The following is a 21,629-nucleotide window of genomic DNA, read 5'->3' as shown; positions in this document are numbered from 1 at the left end:
TTTGTTCCATTGCATTCCACAAAACCACTCGAACTGACGGTAGGGGATAACGTTTATCTTTAAAAGCACATTCCTCTTTTTCTACGTCAGTTCGAGTGATTTTTAGGCATGAAAACGCTAGTTTTTATGGCTAAAAATTGTATCGAGAACCGTTGTAATGAAAATGATTTAGTGAGTTTTTAGAAACACAGATTAGAGAAATTTTTTTATGATCTTTTTAATTTGTAACCCACAACATACAACTCAAAACAGACAACCGACAACTTACAACTAAAATACAACCCTGTGACCTAATCTAAAGAGCTTCTAGTGAGTTCCCTCCAATGTCGGGATGACAAGTTTGAAAAAGTGGTTTACGAACTTTGCGTAAAACTTTGCGAACTTTGCGGTTAAGTCTTAGCACAAAGTACCTCAAATAGGGGCACGATGTTGCTCAAAGTTTTTTAGGAACACAGATTTGAGAAATTTTTTGTAATCCTTATAATTTATTTAGTTCTTAACCGACAACTTACAATACAAAACAGACAACGGACAACGGACAACCGACAACCAAAAAACAACAACCCACTTACTAATAAAAAGAACAATTATTTCCAGCAGCTTTTTTAAGTTGGTCAATTTCCTTGACAATTATAGGGTGTGAAAAAGCCTTAACATGATTTTTGTGATGGAAATCAGAACCTACAAAATCTATCATTCCTTTTTTTAATAATTCATTAGCAATTTTGGCGACTTCTCTACCATAATAACCAGTTGCAGAAAGCAAATTCATTTGAAAGTAACAACCTGCTTTTTTTAATTTGGTATAATTAGAAAAATCTGCGTGGTAAAAAACATATCTTTCTGGGTGCGCAAGAACAGGTATGTAGCCTGCTACTTGAAGATTGAAAATATAATCGTAAAGTTGAATAGGAGGATTTATGTATGACATTTCAACTAGAACAAAATTATCTTTGATGGTCAGTAAATTTCCTTCTTCAAATAACTTTACAAAATGATCGTCTAAAATATATTCTGAAGCGGCTTTTAAAGCTACTTTGTCTGCTAAAGCAGTTAAGTTTTCTTTGGTAAAAGCTAAAGCTTGTGAAATAGTTGCTGGAGTATTATTCCAAATGTTTTCAATAGTATGAGGAGAAGTGATGACTTTTGTAAAACCAAAATTCACCATGCTGTCCAATAAAAATTTAGTGTCTTCTAAGGTTTTTGCACCATCATCAATTCCGGGTAATACATGGGAATGTATGTCTACATAATTGGTAGGTATTAAATCACGTAAGTATTGTTTTTTCTTGAAAATTGAAATCACTTTTTTATTTTTTACAAAAGTAATTGTTATTATTGAAATGATAACACGGATTAATAATTAAAAAGTTTGTTCCACAGTTCAATTTAGTTTAATTTTGAAAAGAATTAATTTAAAATTATTTTTCTATGGATTCGACTAATCCAGAAAAATCTTCTTGGGATACAATTATTGAACCAAAGAGTTCTATTTTTTCAATAAACTTCAAAGAATTATGGCAATACCGAGATTTGTTAGTTTTATTTGTTAGAAGAGATTTTGTAACCGTTTACAAACAAACGATCTTAGGACCACTATGGTTTTTTATACAACCTATATTAACTACAATTACGTTTACGATTATTTTTGGAAATGTTGCTCAACTATCAACTGATGGGGCGCCTAAACTTGTTTTCTATATGGCAGGAATTACGCTTTGGAATTATTTTTCAACCTGTTTAACAAGTGTTTCAAGTGTTTTCAATGCTAACGCATCCATTTTTGGAAAAGTATATTTTCCACGTTTGATTATGCCCCTAACAATAGTTATTTCAAATTTAATGAAGTTTGGAGTACAGTTTTTGTTATTTGTATTATTTGTAATTTATTTTTACAATCAGAATCAAATTCATCCCAACATTTGGATGGCAGCAACCCCAATAATAATCATTTTAATGGCATTAATTTCAATGGGAATAGGCTTAATTTTATCTTCTATGACCACAAAATACAAAGATTTAAATCAGTTGATAGGATTTGGTGTACAATTATTCATGTATGCTACTCCAGTGATCTATCCAAGTTCATCTGTTCCAAAAAATTATTTATGGATTGTAGAGCTTAATCCATTGGTAGGATTATTTGATTTTATGCGATATGCTTATTTAGGAGTAGGAAATTTTACGGCTACCAGTTTAGTATATCCGTCACTGTTTTCAATAGGTATTTTAGCTATTGGAATAATTGTTTTTAATAAGACACAGAAAACATTCATGGATACGGTTTAACCCCGTAGAGACAAGTCGAGACTTGTCAAAAAAAAATAAAAAACCAAGAGAAACATCCAAAATAATAAAAATGTCTCAAGTAGTAATAAAAGCAGAAAACATATCCAAACAATACCGTCTTGGACTCGTAGGAACGGGAACTGTGAAAGACGATATGAAACGTTGGTGGTATAATTTGCGAGGCAAAGAAGATCCCTTTTTAAAAATTGGAGAAGCCAATGATAGAAGCAGCAAAGGCGAAAGTGATTACGTATGGAGTTTACGAGATATCAATTTTGAAATTAACCAAGGCGATTCTGTTGGGATTATTGGACGTAATGGTGCTGGAAAATCTACTTTATTAAAAATATTAAGCCAAGTAACACAACCTACAACGGGTAAAATTTATACCAAAGGGCGCATTGCCTCTTTACTTGAAGTAGGAACGGGTTTTCATCCTGAAATGACAGGTAGAGAGAATATTTATTTAAACGGTGCAATTCTGGGAATGCGTAAACATGAAATTAAGCGAAAGTTTGATGAGATTGTTGCCTTTTCGGGAGTAGAACGTTATATAGACACTCCAGTTAAACGCTATTCTTCAGGAATGTATGTTCGTTTAGCTTTTGCTGTTGCCGCTCATTTAGAATCCGAAATTTTAATTGTCGATGAGGTGTTAGCAGTAGGTGATGCCGAGTTTCAAAAGAAGTGTTTGGGAAAGATGAATGATGTGAGTAAAGGAGAAGGTAGAACGGTTTTGTTTGTGAGTCATAATATTGCGTCTATTCAGCAACTTTGTAATAAAGGATTACTTTTACAAAATGGCACATTGATTCAAAAAGGTACTATTTCAGATGTTATTGATACTTATATATCTTCAGCTGAGAGACAAAATAGTAGTTATGACAATAGATATGGTAATAAAAGAGTAGAGTTTTTAGAATTTCAAATATGTGATGAAACAGGTAATCATAAAACTGAATTTTTTATGGGTGAAGATATTTGTATTAAGCTAAAAGTTAAATTTAATGAAAACATAAAATACGCTGATATAGGTATAAACATAAAAAACAACATAGAGGAATTAATAACGCACGTAACAAATTTAGACCAAGAATTTCGAATTTCAGGAAATAAAAATGAAATTCAGGAATTCGTCGTTCAATTGGAAAAAATATTTTTTTCTCCAAATAGTTACAAAATTGATCTTGGTCTAGTTTCTGGAAATGAATATTATGATTTAATTGAAGGAACATTAGCATTTAACTTAATTGAAAGTAAAGAGATAAGGAGGGGTAAATTCCCAAGTCATGTAAAAATATTTACAAAGTCAAATTGGAATAGAATTTTTTAAAAATTAATAAAGAGTATAATGAAAATAGTACAAATTGGAACTTGCGTTGGAAATGACGATTTGACAGAAATAACCCAAATGAATGATCCTGAACTTTTAGTTTTGGTAGAACCAATGTCAATACACAATAATAAAATAAAAGAATGTTACTCTAAAAATAGTAATGTAGTTATAGAAAACATTGCTATAACAACAAGCGACCAAGAGGAAATGGTTTTTTATTACCACAAAGAAGACGGTCCAAAGTATGAAGTAGCTACATCTGACATTAATCATATTTTGAAACATGGTTATGATAGAGATGGTGTTGTAGAATTAAAAGTTAAGTGTGTTAAAATAAATGATTTATTTGACAAATATAATTTAATAAATATCGATATTTTGTTTATAGATGCAGAGGGATTGGATGATCAAATTATAAGATCTATTGATTTTTTAAAATATAACATCAATAAAATTTATTTTGAAAACTTACATTTAAAAGACGAAAATATTTATAAATTCCTTTCGAAATTAGGTTATAAAATTACAAAAAAAATGGGGCATAACGACTGGACTTCATTAGCAGAAAAAAGTACTAAAAAGAAAAAACGATTTTTCTTTTTTAACTAAACCGAGACAATCTGTTACTGTTTTGCTAACAATCTATTCTTTAGGTTAAATAGAAGTATAAATAGAGTTAAAAGTTCAAATTATCCTAAAAAAAAGAAGATATGATTAAAGTTGGTTATTTAATTTCGTATGATTATAAAATGATATTCTCATCAATGAGTTTATTATATAATCATGTGGATGAAATTTATTTAGCTATTGATAAAAAGAGATTAACATGGAGTGGAAATTTATTTGAATTACCCCAGTCCTTTTTTGAAGATATACAGCGTTTTGATACTAAAAAAAAGATTAAACTTTATTTTGATCATTTTTATCAAGCCCACCTAACGCCTATTGAGTGTGATACGCGTGAGAGAACAATGCTCGCCAAAAAAATGGGCAAAGGCTGGTTGCTGCAAATCGATGTAGATGAATACATATACAATTTTGAAATACTAGCCAAATATTTAAGAAGAAAATGGTATTTACTAGTGTTCCCTAAATGGACTCCGGTAGTCTTTAGAGCCAATTGGATAACATTATATAAACAACTAGAAGATGGTTTCCTTTTCATAAAGAATAATGAAACCTTTCCACTGCTTACAAATAGACCTTCCTATGAATATTGCAGAGAAAACACCAAAATAACCAATTATCAAACCAATTTACAAGTTATCCATCAATCTTGGGCAAGAACAGAAGAAGAAGTGGAAACAAAACTGAAAAATTGGAGCCATAGAAAAGACTTTAATACAGCTGATTACATACAGTTTTGGAAAAGTCTAAATTCAGAAAACTACAAATCATTTATAGATTTTCACCCAATATATCCAAAAGACTGGAACAAATTACATTTTATTGAAGCAAATAATATCGAGACTTTCATTAACGCCTATGCTAAAGAAAACAAACAGGAATTAAGGAATATTCCAGTAAAAACCTTTGCCAAAAAACTAGCAAAAAAGATCTTAAAAAGGTTGGGATGGTAGCAATAATTATTCCATATTTTAAAATAACTTTTTTTGAAAAAACCTTAGAGTCTTTAGCTCTCCAGACAGATAAACGATTTAAGGTCTATATCGGAGATGATTGTAGTCCAGAAAACCCAACAAAAATCTTAGAGATTTATAAAGATAAATTGGATTGTACCTATCATAGGTTTCATGATAATTTAGGAGGAATAAATCTTGTAGACCAATGGAAAAGATGTATAGAGCTGTCACAAAACGAGGAATGGCTTATGCTGCTCGGAGATGATGACTTCTTAGACACTAATGCAATAGAAGAGTTTTATAACTACATCATTAAAAATAAAACAATTGAAATTGATTTAGTAAGGTTTAAATTAAAAATCATAAATCATTTAGGAAGTGTAGAAGAAAATAATTTTGAATACAATAGCATTGAAAATAGTGAACGCCTACTACAAAGAATGCTTGCTAAAGAGGAAACCATAACAGCAAGTGAATTTATTTTTAGCAGAACGGTGTACGAAGCTAACGGAGGATTTATAAATTATCCACTAGCATGGTTTTCAGATTATGCAACTTGGTTGCAATTCGGACTAAAATCTAACATACATAATATTGAAAATGCAGCTGTATATTGGAGACTTAGTGGAATAAATATTTCATCGCAATTCAAATCAGTAAAACAAATACGACTAAAACTAAAGAGTCTATTTCTTTTTATCCACTATCTCGATACTAATTTTAAAGTAAATAAGGCCATAAAAGAGAAGTACATCTTGGAACATATGAATTATTTATTTTTTGAAATTAAATTTGTAGACATAATAAAACTAGTGGTTCCAGAAAGCATTAAATTTGGATGTAAATTCGGACCCATAATAACTAAATTTATGTTGCAAAGAACACAGAAATTGATCCTAAAAAAAATAAGTGCCTAATGAAAGTGTTCATCCCGCATAAAAAAGATAGAAATATATACTTTGACGAAATAATCAACAGGGCTAACTGCGAATTTTCATTTGGATATTTTAAGGACTATGATGCTTCTTTTTCAATAGTGAATATCCAATTTCCTGAGGCAATTTTTGATTTAGCAATTCCTTCTAAGGAACAGTTAATAGAATTGGAAAATGCAATAATACAATGGAGAAAAAATTCCAAGTTAGTAGTAACACTCAATGATGATAAATCGCATTATGACGAAGAAAACAAATATGGTGATTTGTTTAAATTAATTAATAAGTATGCAGATGGTGTAATTCATTTAGGACAATATTCAGTAGATTCTTATAAAAAAGATTTCCCATCGAATTGTAAACATAAAGTTGTTTTTCATCCTCTTTATGAAAGCTTAAATACTAATACCAGTAAAGAAAATATTGAAGAAAAAATTAAACTTGATTTTAACGAAAAATATGTGGTGTCCGTAATTGGAGCTATACGTTCATTGGAAGAGGTGAAATTAATGCTAAAAATGTTTAAAGCTTTGCCTCAAAAAAACAAGTTGCTTATCGTTCCAAATATGTTTAATTTTAAAGAAATACCTAAATTTGTACCTTACAGGTTTAGAAAAATATACAACTATTGGGTAGAAAAAAGATACTGTTACCCGTTAAAAAACGAGCAATATTTTTTTGGATACAACTTTATTGAGTACGATCTTATGGTAGATTTAGTAAAAAAAGCATCTTTATTAATGATTCCTAGAAAAAGAAATCTAAATTCAGGAAATTTATATTTAGGAATAACTTTTGACAAGGCTATGATCATACCCAAAATTGGAAACTTAACTGAGACGGCTAACCTTTTAGGACTTCCCGTTATAGACTTAGAACAACATAATTTTAAAAAAAATATAAAACAAATACTTAAAATCAACGAAAAAATAGACTTTTCAAGCGACAAGTATCAAGAAGGTAAAAAAAGGTTTTCTCCCAACGAAATTGCAAACCAGTACGAATCATTTTTTAAAGAACTAATAAAAAAGAAGTAAATGGATTTTTTAGTTTCAATTATTATTCCCTGTTTTAACCAAGAAAAGTTCATAGAACAAGCCTTGCAATCTGTATTGAATCAAACTTATGACAATTGGGAGTGTGTAATAGTAGACGATGGAAGTACCGATAATTCAGCAGCTATTTGTAAAGATATAGCAGCCAAAAATCCAAAAATTAAGTATATCTATAAGAAAAACGAAGGGGTCAGCAAGGCTAGAAATGTAGGCTTGGACAACGCAAAAGGACAATTTGTCCAATTTTTAGATGCTGACGATTTGTTAGAAATAAAAAAAATAGAACGCTCCTTACAAGAAATTAAAAAGGATGCAGACCTGCAAATGGTAGTAACAAATTTTAAGATGATATCTTCAGATGGCAAAGAAGTATTTCCTCCTTTTTGCGAAATAAAAGAGGATTCTTTAACCTTTGAAAATTTCTTATACAATTTCTTTTCAATCCAATTACAATGTGGATTATTTAAAAAAAACCTCTTTGAGTCTTTAAGATTTCCTGAAAGTTTGTCAGCTCAAGAAGATTGGATTGTTTGGATTTCACTTTTAAAAGAGAAACCAAAATATAGTTTTGTAGATTTACCTTTGGCTTTTTATAGAATGAATCCTTTAGGTAGAATGAATACATTGGGAGCAGGTGATAATCAAATCAAAGTTTTATTGTGTCTAAAGCAAATTTTGTCTTACGAACAATACTATAAGTACACGGTAAATTATTTCACCAAAACTTATCATTCACAACAAATACTCACTGCAAACATTGCTAAATTAAAAAAATCAGAGGAATATAAATTAGGGACTTTATTAAAAAACATAACAAAAAAAATAGGCTTACTAAACCTGTTGAAACGTTTTTTCAAAAAAAATAAAGTATAAAAAAAATGCAGGTAGCAATATACAATAAAAGAGTAACATTATGATTTCAATTGTCATATGCTCAAGGAATGAAACTTTATTCAATAAGTTGAAGGAGAGTATAAAAAATACTATAGGTAGAATTGAACATGAGATTATTAGAATAGATAATTTGATGTTAAACGAATCCATAACAAAGATTTACAACAAAGGCATAGCTATGGCAAAATACGAATGTTTACTGTTTGTTCATGAAGATGTTGTTTTTCATACATATAATTGGGGTAGTATTTTAACATCTATATTCAATCAAAATCCAAATGTCGGATTAATTGGAATTGCTGGAACAAAATATAAAAGTAAATATCCAAGTGCATTTTGGCATACAGATCAAAAAATGCTTCATTTTAATTTAATTCAGCACTATAATAAAAAAAGTCCCAAACATTTTAAAATTGGATTTAAAAATTCAAATTTAGTGAAAGTAGTAGCAATTGATGGTGTTTTTTTAGCACTTAGAAAAAGCACCAATGTAACATTTAATGAAGAAATAAAAGGATTTCATTGTTATGACTTAGGAATAAGTATAGATATCCTAGAAAATAATTATGATGTTGTAGTAACAGACCAACTATTAATTGAACATTTTTCAATAGGAAATACAAATTTAGATTTTGTGAAAGGAGTAATTATGTTTCACGAATTATATAAAAATAAGCTTCCAAAATTCATAAACAGTAAAAAAACTTCGTTAGAAACAGTAGCTTTAAAAAGATTTTTAGAAATATGTTTAGAAAATAGATATATTCCCTACAAATTGTGGTTTTTTTACTTGTCAAGAAAGCCATTTACAAGACTAAATTACAATCTTTTAAAGCTACTAATATATAAAATTAGAACATAATAAATGCCACAAGTTTCCATAATAATACCTAGTTATAATCACAGTCATTTTTTAAAAAAAAGGCTAAAAACTATTGCTAACCAAACTTTTAAAGATTGGGAGGCAATTATTATTGACGACAAATCTACAGATGATAGTGTTGAGGTTATCTCAAAATTTTTAGAGGAAAACCCAGATTTTAATGTTAAACACTTTATAATAAATGAGACCAATTCGGGCAGTGGTTATAATTCTTGGCAAAAAGGAATTGAATTAGCAGAAACCCAATTTATATGGATAGCCGAAACCGATGATTATTCAGATAGTAATTTTTTGGAGCAATTGGTATTAATATTGGATAAGAACAAAAATTGTTCATTTGCTTTTTGCACAAGTAATTATGTTGAAGACGATAAAACTATTTATAATTCTACTAGAAGAACTAAAAACTTAAAAGTAGATAAAGGATGTTTTAAAATTATGGATAATAAAGTATTGTTAAATAAAATGCCTTTTGATACATATATAACAAACGGAAGTTCAGTAGTTTTTAGAAAGCCAACAAATATAATTTCAGACGAAATTTTTAATAACAGATTATCTTCTGATTTATTTTTATGGTCTTATTTAGTTCAAGATAAAAAATTTGCTTTTTGCAATCAAAACCTAAATTATTTTAGAAGACACGAGGGCTCAATTTCAACATTTTTACAAAAAAATAAATTAGAATCTTCATATCACGAAAAAGCAAAATACTTAAACTATTTTTCACAAACTTATAAATACAAACAATTTATTGACCACTACATAAAATATTATATTTGGACTCACAAAAAAGATTTTTTAAACACTTCTAGTATTCTAAAAATAAAAGTAGATAAGAATTTAAAAGTTTTGTATTTTTACAAATTAAGCAAATTTACTATTCACAAGCTTTTAAAAAAATGCAAAATCCGTTAGTTTCTGTTATTATAACTACTTACAATAGAGAGAAATTTCTAAACAAAGCTATTGAAAGTGTTGTTAACCAAACCTATAACAGGATAGAAATACTTGTAATTGATGACGGTTCGCACATCAATTATGCAGAGTCAATTTGCAGCAAATATGCAAATTGTTTGTATGTATACAAAAATAATGGAGGCTTATCATCGGCCAGAAATTATGGTATTACGAAATCTAAAGGAGATTTTATTGCATTCTTAGATGATGATGACTTTTGGGAAGTTTTTAAAATTGAAAAACAAATCAAAATTCTTTTAGAAAATAAAAATATAGATTGTGTGCATTCAGCTGCTGCAGTAGTGGATAAAAATAATAACCTAACAGGAGAAATAATAGGGGCTTCAAAAAATAAAGCACACAAGCGATCGGGCTATGTTTTTTGGAACGCACTAGGGGTTTGGGTGGTAAAATCACCAACACCTTTAATTAGAAGATCTGTTTTTAGATCCGATCTAATGTTTGACGAAACCATCAAAGTAGGGGAGGATATAGATTTTTACCAAAGAATGTTTTACAGGCATAAAGTTATTTATGTTCAAGAGCCACTAGCGTTTTACAGAGAGTATTCGAATGAAGGTAGATTGTCAAAACAGCTGGAGAAGTACATAGGTGTAGAGAAGAAAATGTACAATAATTTTATAAAAATGGGTATTGTTAACCCACTGATAAAGCATAGAATAAAAGTGTGTTTAGCAAAAAGTGCTGTTCTTAAATGGAAAGAGTTGTATGGTTATAGTGAACTAAATATTAGTTTTTTCAAACTTTATTTACATCCATTAAGTTTTATAAATAAATATTCAAAATGCGAGTAGGTATAAATCCAGAAAAAGAAAAGTCTAAAAAATTAAAGTATAAGCTTTTCAGGATAATAATTCCACTTTATATACCAGAAAACGAAGCTGCTTATTTTAATAATGCGTTACAAGTTTTTCAAAAATGTATGTATTCTCTTTTTGAAACAATAGATGAAGAGAAAACAAATATAACTATTATTAATAATAATTGTAAAAAAGACGTAACAGATTATGTAAATGATTTGTTATCGGAAAAACGTATAGATCGACATGTTCATTGTAAAGAAAATTATGGTAAAATATACACGGTTATTCAAGAAGCTAGAGGATGTTATGAAAAATACATTGCAATAGTGGATTCAGATGTTTTCTTCTTTACAGGCTGGCAAGTTGAAGTTTTAAAAGTTTTTGAGAATTTTAAAAATGTAGGAGTGGTAGGTTTAACACCGGATGTGAATACAGCTTTTTATTGTAATTCGTCTCTTTTTTTTAAAGAATGGCTATTTGTTAAAAAAGGAAAAATCGTTGATAACAAAGAATTAGAATTATTTGAAGAAGGTATTAATAAAAAAGATTTTTTCATAACAATAAATAAAAATTGGAAGAATTCACAATTTTATCTTGAAAAAAATAATGTTAAAGCGATTGTAGGAGCAGGTCACTTTGCGTCTGTTTATAAAAAAGAAGTTTTCAAACACCTTACTTTTAAAAAACCTATTTATGTTTTTCCAGGTGGTGAACTTAATTTTTTAGATAAACCATTAGATAAACAAGGATATTATCGACTCTCTTTAATAAAAGCATTTGCGTATCACATGGGAAATACCATTCCAGAATGGTTGTTAGAAAAAAAATTAAAAAAAAATATTCTAAATTTAAGACATCATAATGAAGGAAAGAAATCCGATTTGAATTTTTACTACTTTTTTAAAAGTCTCTTTTTGAGAATCTTAAGAAGATTTAAATTTTACAAATAAATGGTAAATAAAAATTTAGTTTCAATTGTTATAGCAACATTTAATCGAGCAGATTTAATTGGAGAAACACTTGACAGCGTAATCAATCAAACCTATTCTGACTGGGAATGTATTGTTGTAGATGATGGTTCGTCAGATAAGACTGAAGAAGTTGTTGGGAAATTTATTGAAGTAGATAAAAGAATTAGTTTTTATAAAAGACCAAAGAGCCTACCTAAAGGACCTAACTCAAGTAGGAATTATGGAATTGATAAATCAAAAGGGAACTATATTCTTTCACTTGATTCAGATGATTGGTTGCTATCAAATCATTTAGAAATGAAGATGAAAGTAATTAATGCTGCTCCACATGCAGTTGGTGTTTTGTCTAAAACTATAATGGTTGATAATAACAAAAAAGAGATTAAAAGAGAAACTAGGACTTTATTAACTGATAATTTATTAGAAGATTTTATTTCTTTGAAAATATCTTGGTACATGCATGATATTATTTGGAAAAGATCTTTTCTCGAAGGGAAAATGCTCTTTAATGAGAAGTTATTGAAAATGTTAGATCGAGATTTTCATATTCGAAGACTTGCAGAAGAACCTAAATTAGTTTTAGTGGATGAGTATTTGGCATTATACAGAATTCACGAAAACTCAAATTCTTCTAACTCAGATTATACAGTTGCTGAATCAAGACATAATGCTATCATTAATATTTTAGATGCTTTAAATAAAAAAGAGAAGTTGTCAAATAATATAAAATTTTACTTATTTAAGCATCAGGTGCAAAATTTAGTAGTGTTATATAGGCATCCGAAATGTATTTTATTATATTTTAAGTTGATTACTAAAACATTTAATTTTAAGACAGAATATTTTAAATGGGTATTTAAGTTAGTATTTGCTTATATTTCATTTAAATTAACACATCGTGGATTAAGATTTGTACAATAATTATAGGATGAAAAGAATATTTAAAAATATATTATTTAAGATTTTAAATACTCCTGAAAAGGTTAATACTTCGATTTTTTCTGGTCTTTCTAGAGGAATTCAGAATGTTATGTTTGAAGGAAATAATGCTGTGCCTGATGGTTGTAATTTTTCAGGAAAAGTTTCAGTAGGGTATGCTACAACATTAGGTTATAATAATTTCATACATGGAGATGTAAAAATAGGAAAATATTGTCAATTAGGTGTGGGAGTTGCTGTTTTTACAAAAAATCACCCTACAAATTATATGTCAACATACATCAACAAAAATTTATTCAATGGTGAGTTAAAACAGTTAAGGAAAGAAAGTGAAGTTGTAATTGGGCATGATGTTTGGATTGGACATAATGTAATTATTGTCGGTAATGTAAATATTGGAAATGGAGCTATTCTAGCAGCAGGTAGCGTTGTAACTAAAGATGTTGCACCTTATTCAATTGTGGCTGGTGTACCTGCTAAAGAGCTAAGAAAGCGATATGCAGATTCAATAATTAAAGAAATTGAAACCTTAAAATGGTGGGATAAATCAGAAAAAGAGTTAGAAAAAATAAAGCCATTGTTTTTTAAAGATTTCACAAATAAAACAAGTATTTATGAGTAAAACGATAGCCATAATTCCAGCAAGAGGTGGATCCAAACGCTTACCTAAAAAAAATATAAAATTATTAGGCGAAATTCCTCTGATAGCTCATAGTATTTTATACGCACAAAAGCATGATTTTATAAACCATGTCTATGTTTCAACAGATAATATAGAAATTAAAGAAATAGCATTAGAATATGGTGCAAAAGTAATCGATAGACCAGAAATACTTTCAGGAGATTTAGTGCCAACCGTTTCGGCTTTAAAACATGTTTTAGAAACCATAGATGAGGATGTTGAAAATGTGGTTTTATTGCAAGCAACAAATCCATTAAGACCAATAGAATTATTAGAAAATGCTTTTCAAATATTTCAAGAAAAAAAGTACGAAAGCTTATTTACAGTTTCGCAAAATCATCATAAATTAGGTAAAATCAACAACAATAAATTCCAGCCATTCAATTATGAAATCGGACAAAGAAGTCAAGATTTAGAACCTTTGTATTACGAAAACGGATTATTATATATCACAAAAGCTAAATTAATTCTAAATGATGTCATAATAAGTAAAAACGCCTATCCCTATCAAATAAATCATATTTTTGCAACAATTGATATTGATACTCAAGAAGATTTTGAATATGCTGAATATTTGGTTGGAAAACACACCCCCAACACCTCTCAAGAGGGGAGCACCTTCTAAGAACTTTTATTTTTTATTTTTCATAAGTTTATTTAAAAAAGTATTGTCACTAAACATGATAGAACAAGTTCCCTCCTTGAGGAGGGCTAGGGAGGTGTCAAAGTTCATGCTTGTTATTTAAATATAAGAAAACACAACCCAACTCCTATCAGGGACAAGTTGCTAAAAATCAAATAATGAATTAATATCATATTCAAACCAAAGATATTAGAACAAGTTCCCTCCTTGAGGAGGGCTAGGGAGGTGTAAAACTCTAAAACAATTTATTTAAAGCTATATGAAAAGAAAAATTATACCCTATAACCCTAAACTCAAAGAATTTGCAAGAGAATTGAGAAATAACTCAACCAAATCAGAAATAATTCTTTGGCAAAAACTTAAAAGAGATCAAATGTATGGGTATGACTTTCACAGGCAAAAACCAATTGATAATTACATTTTAGACTTCTTTTGTTATGAGTTAATGTTAGGAATTGAAGTTGATGGATATTCTCACGAATTTTTAGAGATTTATCAAAAAGATCAAATAAAAGAAAAAAGAATGAACGAATTAGGAATTACAATATTGAGATTCTCAGATTATCAAGTTTTAAAAGATACCGAAAACGTAGTTAGAGCTGTAGAGTATTATATAACAGAATACGGAAAACACACCCCCAACCCCTCTCAAGAGGGGAGCTTTTAAAGATAATATAAAGAATCAACATCACATAACGACCAAACATGTTAGAAAAAGCTCCCTCCTCGAGGAGGGCTAGGGAGGTGTCAACTCACAACGTCATAAATCTTATAATTCCAACTAAACATGTTAGAAGGAGTTCCCTCCTTGAGGAGGGTTAGGGAGGTGTAAAATTATGAATTCGCTTTTAAATTTTTTATAATGTCACTATATTTGAAAAACTAATCACTTAAAAAAATGAATCCCTACATAGAAATCGCAGGAAGAAAAATTGGACAAGATTTTTCACCTTTAGTTATCGCAGAAATCGGTATTAATCACGAAGGCTCTTTACAAGTAGCCAAAGAAATGGTAGACGCAGCTCATAGAGCAGGAGTTGAGGTAGTCAAGCATCAAACCCATATTGTAGCAGACGAAATGAGTGGTGCGGCTAAAAAAGTCATTCCAGGAAATGCTGATATTTCCATTTATGAAATTATGGAACGGTGTGCCTTAAACGAAGAAGAGGAGCTAGAATTAAAAAAATATGTTGAAAGTAAAGGCATGATTTTTATTTCAACACCTTTTTCAAGAGCTGCAGCAGAAAGATTAAAGAAATTTGACATTCCTGCTTACAAAATTGGCTCAGGAGAATGTAATAATTACCCTTTATTAGAACATATTGCTTCTTTTGGAAAACCAGTTATTTTAAGTACGGGCATGAATACTATTGAGAGTATTCAGAAAGCAGTAGCTATTTTTGATAAACATCATATACCAGTTGCCTTATTACACACAACAAATTTATATCCAACACCAATTCATTTAGTGCGTTTTGGAGCAATGATGGAAATGCATCAAGCTTTTCCAGATAAGGTTTTCGGTCTTTCTGACCATACTTTGAATAACAATGCCTGTTTAGGAGCGGTTGCATTGGGTGCTTCTATTTTAGAACGACATTTTACCGATCACATGAACAGAACAGGACCAGATATTGTATGCAGTATGGATGAACTAGCGTGTAAAGAATTAATTATCAATAGTGCTGAAATGGCTCAAATGCGTGGAGGTACAAAAAAACCTGCAGATGAAGAACAAGTTACCATCGATTTTGCTTTTGCCACGGTTTGTGCAATCAAATCCATCGGTAAAGGAGAAATTTTGACCAAAGAGAATATTTGGGTCAAAAGACCAGGAACTGGAAAAATATTGGCAGAAGACTTCAACTCGTTATTAGGAAAAAAAGCAACAAGAGATATTGAAAACGATGAACAATTAGATTTTTCAGATTTTGAGTAATAACGTAACCTCTCAAAATATTAAAAAAATCTAACAATTCTAACTAAATATGTTAGAAGGAGTTCCCTCCTCGAGGAGGGCTAGGGAGGTGTCAACTCGTAACTTCATAAAACCCTATAATTACCAACTAAACATGTTAGAAGGAGTTCCCTCCTTGAGGAGGGCTAGGGAGGTGTCAAAGTTCATGTTAATTATTTAAATATAAGAAAACACAACCCAACTCCTATAAGAGACAAGTTTCTAAAAATCAAATAATGAATTAATATCATATTCAAACCAAACATCATAGAACAAGTTCCCTCCTTGAGGAAGGCTAGGAAGGTGTCAGCTCGCAACATCATAAATCTTTATAATTCCAACTAAACGTGTTAGAAGGAGTTCCCTCCTTGAGGAGGGCTAGGGAGGTGTAAAACTCTAAAACAATTTATTTAAAGCTATATGAAAAGAAAAATTATACCCTATAACCCTAAACTCAAAGAATTTGCAAGAGAATTGAGAAATAACTCAACCAAATCAGAAATAATTCTTTGGCAAAAACTTAAAAGAGATCAAATGTATGGGTATGACTTTCACAGGCAAAAACCAATTGATAATTACATTTTAGACTTCTTTTGTTATGAGTTAATGTTAGGAATTGAAGTTGATGGATATTCTCACGAATTTTTAGAGATTTATCAAAAAGATCAAATAAAAGAAAAAAGAATGAACGAATTAGGAATTACAATATTGAGATTCTCAGATTATCAAGTTTTAAAAGATACCGAAAACGTAGTTAGAGCTGTAGAGTATTATATAACAGAATACGGAAAACACACCCCCAACCCCTCTCAAGAGGGGAGCTTTTAAAGATAATATAAAGAATCAACATCATATAACGACCAAACATCTTAGAACAAGTTCCCTCTTTGAGTAAGGCTAGGAAGGTGTCAACTCGCTACAACATAAATCTTTATAATTCCAATTAAACATGTTAGAAGGAGTTCCCTCCTTGAGGAGGGCTAGGGAGGTGTACCTCAAAATAGTAATAAATCTAATAATTCCGATAAAAGAGTTAGAACAAGTTACCCCTCGATTAGGGTTAGGGAGGTGTCAAATTTAATTATATATTTGCAAAGCTATAGCCACTGTTAAATGTCAAAAAAAATCTTATTCCTAACCGGAACCCGTGCCGATTTTGGTAAAATAAAATCATTACTCCAAATTTTGGAAGAACATGCTGATTTTAACCCTTTTGTATTCGTAACAGGAATGCATTTGCAAAAAAAATACGGTTACACTTTATTAGAGGTAGAAAGATGTGGGTTTTCTAATGTTCATACTTTTGAAAATCATACACACGAAACTACAATGGATTTAACTTTAGCTAAAACCATTGAAGGTTTATCAACTTTTGTAAAAGAATGCAATCCCGATATGATAGTGATTCATGGAGATAGAGTGGAAGCTTTAGCAGGAGCAATTGTAGGGTCTTTAAACAATATATTAGTAGCACATATTGAAGGGGGAGAAGTTTCAGGAACTATTGATGAACTAATAAGACATTCAACCAGTAAAATGAGTCACGTGCACTTTGTGTCAAACAAACAAGCCAAAAAACGGTTAATACAAATGGGGGAGTTAAAAGAATCAGTTTTTGTAATAGGTTCACCAGATGTAGATATTATGTTTTCGGATAATTTACCGAATTTAGAAGAAGTTAAAAAATACTATCAAATTCCTTATAAACAATATGCAGTGGTTATGTTTCATCCTGTAACTACGGAAGTAAAACAAATGAAAGCATATGCAGATAATTTTGTGTCTGCTTTATTGAAAGATCAGCACAACTATGTAGTCGTTTATCCAAACAACGATTCAGGAAGTAGTATTATTCTAGAATCTTATGAAAAATTAAAAGAGAATCATCGATTCAAAATTTTTCCCTCATTGCGTTTTGAATACTTTTTGACTTTATTAAAAAATGCAAAATTTATTATTGGTAATAGTAGTGCCGGAATAAGAGAAGCACCATATTATGGTATTCCTATTATAAATATTGGAACGAGACAACAAAATCGTGCCTTAGATGATGCTATAGTCAATGTTGATTATACTAAAGAGTCTATTTTAGATGCATTGCAACGTATTGATAAAGTTAATTGTCAAAAAACAATGTCAACTTTTGGTGATGGAAACAGTTCAGCACTGTTTTTAAAATCTCTTTTAAATGAAGATATTTGGCAACTGAATCACCAAAAACAATTTAGAGATATATAATGAATAACAAAATTCTTCTTCTTTTTCCTGATGGTGTAGGTGTCAGAAATTATCTGTATTCAGAGGTCTTTGATAGTAGTAAAGAAGATTTAGTACTTTTCCATAGTTTTGATGATAAAACAGCTAAAGAAATTGTAGAAATAACCTCTATTGAACAAGCTTATAAAATTCCAAAATACAATGAAACTGTCAAAGAAAAATTTCTTCGTGAGTTAATTTGTTTAGCTAGATTAAATAATAATACTAAAATTACTCAAAACAAATCGCTTTTAACAAATTGGAAAACCAATCATAATAATTTAAAAAATAAAATATTTTACAAACTTGTTGAACTGTCGTCTAAATTCATTTCAAATTATAGACAAATTGAATATTTAGAAAACAAGTATCAAAAACAAATACGTAAAACATCTTATTATAAAGAAGTTAAGGCAATTTTAGAGAAAATAAATCCAACTTTACTTTTTTGTTCCCATCAAAGAGGGGTAGTATGTCCAACAATTTTTGCTGCGGCAACAGATATAAATATAAAGACTTCAACGGTTATATATTCTTGGGATAATTTACCTAAAGCCCGTTTAGCACTAAGAGCGGATAATTATTTGGTGTGGTCAAATTATATGAAAGAAGAAATGAATTTGTATTATCCAGAAATTAATCAAAACAAAGTGATTGTTACGGGTACACCTCAATTTGAATGCTACCACAATGAAACAAACATTATTCCAAGAGAAGAATTTTATAATAGATACAAACTAGACATTTCAAAGAAAATTATATGTTTTTCTGGGGATGATGTCTTAACCTCACCCGATGATCCAAAATACTTAAACGATCTTGCAGAAGAATTGATAATCAATAATTTAGATAAAGAATACCAAATACTTTTAAGAAGATGCCCTGTGGATGTCTCTGGTAGATATGACGTAGTAGTAAGTAAGTTTCCTAATTTAATTAAACAAGCACCACCCATTTGGAACTTCGAAAAGGGAAGCAGTTGGACAACAATTTACCCTTTAAAAGAGGATGTAAAATTATTAGTATCTACAGCTTTTTATTGTGATGTTGTTGTAAATGTAGGCTCTACAATGGCTTTTGATTTTGCTATGTTTCAAAAACCTTGTATTTTTATAAATTATGATCAAAAGGAAAAAGAAAACCCCAATTGGTCAGTGAATACAATCTATCAGTTTCAACATTTTAGAAGTATGCCAAATACAAAGGTAGTATTGTGGTGGAACAATAAAACAATGATTTCTGAATTACTAAAAAAAGAATTTAATTTACAAGCCATGAATTCTTGGAAAGAAACTATTTTGTCAAACAATAAGTATGTTTCTAAACAAATTAGAAAATTTTTAAATTTATCTTAAATGCACATCTGCTTTCTTACCAACGAATATCCTAAAGAAGGCTTCCCGCATGGAGGCTTGGGGAGCTTTGTTAAAACAATGGCAAATGCATTGGTGAAAAACAATATTAAAGTCTCAGTTGTAGGCCTGAATTACACCAATGAATATGCTTTAGATACAGAAAACGAAATCACAATTTACAGATTAAAAAAAAGTAGGATAAAGGGCTTAGCATGGTTTTTTAATGCACAATCCATTTCCAAAAAAATAAAGGAAATCCATAAAAATAATCCAATAGATATTGTTGAATCAGCCGAATTAGGACTAGCTTTTCTTCCTAAAATCAAGGAAATTAAATACACCATTCGTTTACATGGAGGCCATCATTTTTTTGCTGAAAGCGAAAACAGAAACATCAATGGGTGGAAAGGATTTCAAGAAAAACGTTCTTTCTCAAAAGCAGATGCTTTTATTGCCGTGTCAAAATACGTTAAGGAACATACGTCAAAATTTTTGAGCTATCACAACAAGAAAGTTGAGGTGATTTACAACCCCATAGATGCCAAGTTATTTAGCCCTCTACTAATAGAACCAGAGGATAATAACATAACGTTCATGGGGACGGTTTGCGAAAAAAAAGGGGTTCGTCAATTAATCCAAGCATTTCCTATAATTAAAAAACAATTCCCTAAGGCAGTTTTAAATATTTACGGAAGAGATTGGAAGTATCCCGACGGGAAATCTTACATCGAAAGGCTGAAGGAAATAGAACTCCCTAAAATAAAACCTTTCGATAAAGAGGTCATATTTCACGGAAGAATTGACCTTAAGGAGATACCGCTAAGATACGCAAAAGCCGCAGTATGTGTATTCCCATCTCATATGGAAACCTTAGGCTTAGTAGCTCCAGAGGCCATGGCTATGGAAAAAACTGTAGTTTTCACTAAATTAGGTCCTGGTCCAGAAGTTATAAAGGAGGGTGTAACAGGTTTTCTATGCGATCCTAAAAATCCTGAAGACATCGCAAATAAGATAAAAGAAGTGCTAAGTAATCCAAATAAAGCAAAAGAAATTGGAAGCAAAGCCAGAGAAGCAGTGTTGAACCAGTTCGAAATAAATACAATAGTAAAAGAAAACATAACTTTCTACCAAAACATTTCATAAAAACCACAAAAAACAAACAACTTACAACCAACAACAACAGTTAACTGACAACCGCAACCAAACACATCCAATACAAAAAAAAACGCTCTAAAAAGAGCGTTTTTCTAAGCTATACCACATCCAGCAAATGTAGAACATTAAATTCATCATTACTCAAGGAGTATTGCACACCATTGACCTCTTGAGAAAAGACTATTAATAGTAAATATAACTTAAATCCAGAACCTACTGGAACCGCTGCTGGGGTCAAAGTAATGGTGTGAGCACTCATGTTCAAGGCAATATTTTCAACAGGACTGTATTGGGTGTCATAAGTTTCACTGTTGAAATCCAAAGAAATAAAAGCGGTACTTAATGAAACATGAGTAGCACCTTGGGGGATACTCAAATGATCCAAACCAATGAAATCCGGTATAGTAACAACACCGGTAGTAGTATCCAAAGCATAAGGAGCATGAAACACTGATTGAAATTTTGCATTGCGATTAAAATCAAAACTTTTTAACAAAGCCTTCCCATGTGGGGTCAATAGACCTTCTCTTACAGAGCGATGTCCCCTTGCGGAAACATTGTCAAACTTACTCACCTTACTTAAGACTCCAAACAGTCGACTAGACATACGGTGGTCTTTAGCTTTATGCAACAACACTCCAATAGAAGAACGAAGAAGTCGTGCAGATTGGGCAGTTAAACCAAATTCCGCAATGTTTTCTCTAGTGCGTTCAAAATTCATATCTGTCATAATTCGCTCTCGACTAACTCCTCCCTTCTTGCGAACTAAATACCCATCTTTACTTTTGTAAAAAGTTAATCCATCCAAACTTCCTTTAATTTTTAAAATTGAATCTTGTTTTGCCATAATAATAAAATTTAGAATTGTAAATAAATAGTTTTTGAATCAGACGTCTCAATTCGTTGCCAAAA

General features: G+C 30.3%; 22 protein-coding genes. 20 read left to right on the top strand and 2 right to left on the bottom strand.

The features are described 5' to 3' along the window. Nucleotides 1-571: 571 nt before the first annotated feature. Complete coding sequence (locus AABJ49_RS09145) at nt 572-1,306, bottom strand: CpsB/CapC family capsule biosynthesis tyrosine phosphatase (RefSeq protein ID WP_338377980.1); 735 nt, start codon at nt 1,304-1,306, stop codon at nt 572-574. Nucleotides 1,307-1,431: 125 nt separating this feature from the next. Here AABJ49_RS09145 and AABJ49_RS09140 point away from each other — a divergent pair, with 125 nt between their 5' ends. The 20 genes from AABJ49_RS09140 to AABJ49_RS09045 all read left to right on the top strand — a co-directional run bounded on the left by AABJ49_RS09140 (nt 1,432) and on the right by AABJ49_RS09045 (nt 20,705). Beyond that, nucleotides 1,432-2,289, top strand: a complete 858-nt coding sequence (locus AABJ49_RS09140; protein ID WP_338377979.1) for an ABC transporter permease — start codon at nt 1,432-1,434, stop codon at nt 2,287-2,289. 70 nt (nt 2,290-2,359) lie between these two features. After that, nucleotides 2,360-3,622: an ABC transporter ATP-binding protein gene (locus AABJ49_RS09135; protein WP_338377978.1), complete on the top strand. Its 1,263-nt coding sequence runs from the start codon at nt 2,360-2,362 to the stop codon at nt 3,620-3,622. A gap of 18 nt (nt 3,623-3,640) precedes the next feature. Beyond that, the gene (locus tag AABJ49_RS09130) at nt 3,641-4,234 is read left to right on the top strand and encodes an FkbM family methyltransferase (protein WP_338377977.1); all 594 of its coding nucleotides are present in this window, start codon (nt 3,641-3,643) and stop codon (nt 4,232-4,234) included. Nucleotides 4,235-4,335: 101 nt separating this feature from the next. Further along, nucleotides 4,336-5,205: a hypothetical protein gene (locus AABJ49_RS09125; RefSeq protein ID WP_338377976.1), complete on the top strand. Its 870-nt coding sequence runs from the start codon at nt 4,336-4,338 to the stop codon at nt 5,203-5,205. Further along, entirely contained in the window at nt 5,199-6,125 is a 927-nt protein-coding gene (locus AABJ49_RS09120) for a glycosyltransferase family A protein (protein WP_338377975.1), read from the top strand. Before AABJ49_RS09125 ends, AABJ49_RS09120 begins: the two co-directional genes overlap by 7 nt. Next, nucleotides 6,125-7,180, top strand: a complete 1,056-nt coding sequence (locus AABJ49_RS09115) for a hypothetical protein (protein WP_338377974.1) — start codon at nt 6,125-6,127, stop codon at nt 7,178-7,180. The genes AABJ49_RS09120 and AABJ49_RS09115 overlap by 1 nt, the downstream gene beginning before the upstream one ends. After that, nucleotides 7,181-8,071 carry a glycosyltransferase family 2 protein gene (locus tag AABJ49_RS09110; protein ID WP_338377973.1) on the top strand — a complete coding sequence of 297 codons (891 nt, stop codon included), beginning with the start codon at nt 7,181-7,183 and terminating at the stop codon, nt 8,069-8,071. It begins immediately after the preceding gene. Nucleotides 8,072-8,111: 40 nt separating this feature from the next. Continuing rightward, nucleotides 8,112-8,954, top strand: a complete 843-nt coding sequence (locus tag AABJ49_RS09105) for a glycosyltransferase (RefSeq protein WP_338377972.1) — start codon at nt 8,112-8,114, stop codon at nt 8,952-8,954. Between the two features lie 3 nt (nt 8,955-8,957). After that, the gene (locus tag AABJ49_RS09100; RefSeq protein WP_338377971.1) at nt 8,958-9,893 is read left to right on the top strand and encodes a glycosyltransferase family 2 protein; all 936 of its coding nucleotides are present in this window, start codon (nt 8,958-8,960) and stop codon (nt 9,891-9,893) included. Continuing rightward, nucleotides 9,878-10,750, top strand: a complete 873-nt coding sequence (locus AABJ49_RS09095; RefSeq protein WP_338377970.1) for a glycosyltransferase — start codon at nt 9,878-9,880, stop codon at nt 10,748-10,750. Before AABJ49_RS09100 ends, AABJ49_RS09095 begins: the two co-directional genes overlap by 16 nt. Beyond that, nucleotides 10,741-11,709, top strand: a complete 969-nt coding sequence (locus AABJ49_RS09090) for a glycosyltransferase family 2 protein (RefSeq protein WP_338377969.1) — start codon at nt 10,741-10,743, stop codon at nt 11,707-11,709. Before AABJ49_RS09095 ends, AABJ49_RS09090 begins: the two co-directional genes overlap by 10 nt. Continuing rightward, nucleotides 11,710-12,651 (top strand): glycosyltransferase, encoded by a 942-nt coding sequence (locus AABJ49_RS09085; protein WP_338377968.1) that lies wholly within the window; start codon nt 11,710-11,712, stop codon nt 12,649-12,651. 7 nt (nt 12,652-12,658) lie between these two features. Beyond that, nucleotides 12,659-13,291 carry a CatB-related O-acetyltransferase gene (locus AABJ49_RS09080; protein ID WP_338377967.1) on the top strand — a complete coding sequence of 211 codons (633 nt, stop codon included), beginning with the start codon at nt 12,659-12,661 and terminating at the stop codon, nt 13,289-13,291. Next, nucleotides 13,284-13,976, top strand: a complete 693-nt coding sequence (locus AABJ49_RS09075; RefSeq protein ID WP_338377966.1) for an acylneuraminate cytidylyltransferase family protein — start codon at nt 13,284-13,286, stop codon at nt 13,974-13,976. The genes AABJ49_RS09080 and AABJ49_RS09075 overlap by 8 nt, the downstream gene beginning before the upstream one ends. A gap of 277 nt (nt 13,977-14,253) precedes the next feature. Beyond that, nucleotides 14,254-14,661 (top strand): endonuclease domain-containing protein, encoded by a 408-nt coding sequence (locus tag AABJ49_RS09070; protein ID WP_338377964.1) that lies wholly within the window; start codon nt 14,254-14,256, stop codon nt 14,659-14,661. Nucleotides 14,662-14,892: 231 nt separating this feature from the next. Beyond that, nucleotides 14,893-15,933, top strand: a complete 1,041-nt coding sequence (gene neuB, locus AABJ49_RS09065; protein ID WP_338377965.1) for an N-acetylneuraminate synthase — start codon at nt 14,893-14,895, stop codon at nt 15,931-15,933. Nucleotides 15,934-16,371: 438 nt separating this feature from the next. Further along, a complete protein-coding gene (locus AABJ49_RS09060; RefSeq protein WP_338377964.1) occupies nt 16,372-16,779 on the top strand; it encodes an endonuclease domain-containing protein in 408 nt (135 codons plus the stop codon). Nucleotides 16,780-17,064: 285 nt separating this feature from the next. Beyond that, nucleotides 17,065-18,189 (top strand): UDP-N-acetylglucosamine 2-epimerase, encoded by a 1,125-nt coding sequence (gene neuC / locus AABJ49_RS09055; protein ID WP_338377963.1) that lies wholly within the window; start codon nt 17,065-17,067, stop codon nt 18,187-18,189. Further along, a complete protein-coding gene (locus AABJ49_RS09050) occupies nt 18,189-19,562 on the top strand; it encodes a hypothetical protein (RefSeq protein WP_338377962.1) in 1,374 nt (457 codons plus the stop codon). Before neuC ends, AABJ49_RS09050 begins: the two co-directional genes overlap by 1 nt. Continuing rightward, nucleotides 19,563-20,705 (top strand): glycosyltransferase family 4 protein, encoded by a 1,143-nt coding sequence (locus AABJ49_RS09045; protein ID WP_338377961.1) that lies wholly within the window; start codon nt 19,563-19,565, stop codon nt 20,703-20,705. 109 nt (nt 20,706-20,814) lie between these two features. Here the strand turns inward: AABJ49_RS09045 and AABJ49_RS09040 are convergent, their stop codons facing one another. Beyond that, nucleotides 20,815-21,564 carry a hypothetical protein gene (locus AABJ49_RS09040; protein ID WP_338377960.1) on the bottom strand — a complete coding sequence of 250 codons (750 nt, stop codon included), beginning with the start codon at nt 21,562-21,564 and terminating at the stop codon, nt 20,815-20,817. Between the last annotated feature and the right edge of the window lie 65 nt (nt 21,565-21,629).

It is taken from the genome of uncultured Flavobacterium sp. (assembly GCF_963922255.1).
Taxonomy (GTDB): Bacteria; Bacteroidota; Bacteroidia; order Flavobacteriales; family Flavobacteriaceae; genus Flavobacterium.
Note: the sequence above shows the minus strand (reverse complement) of the source record. Positions and strands in the feature narration are given on the sequence as shown.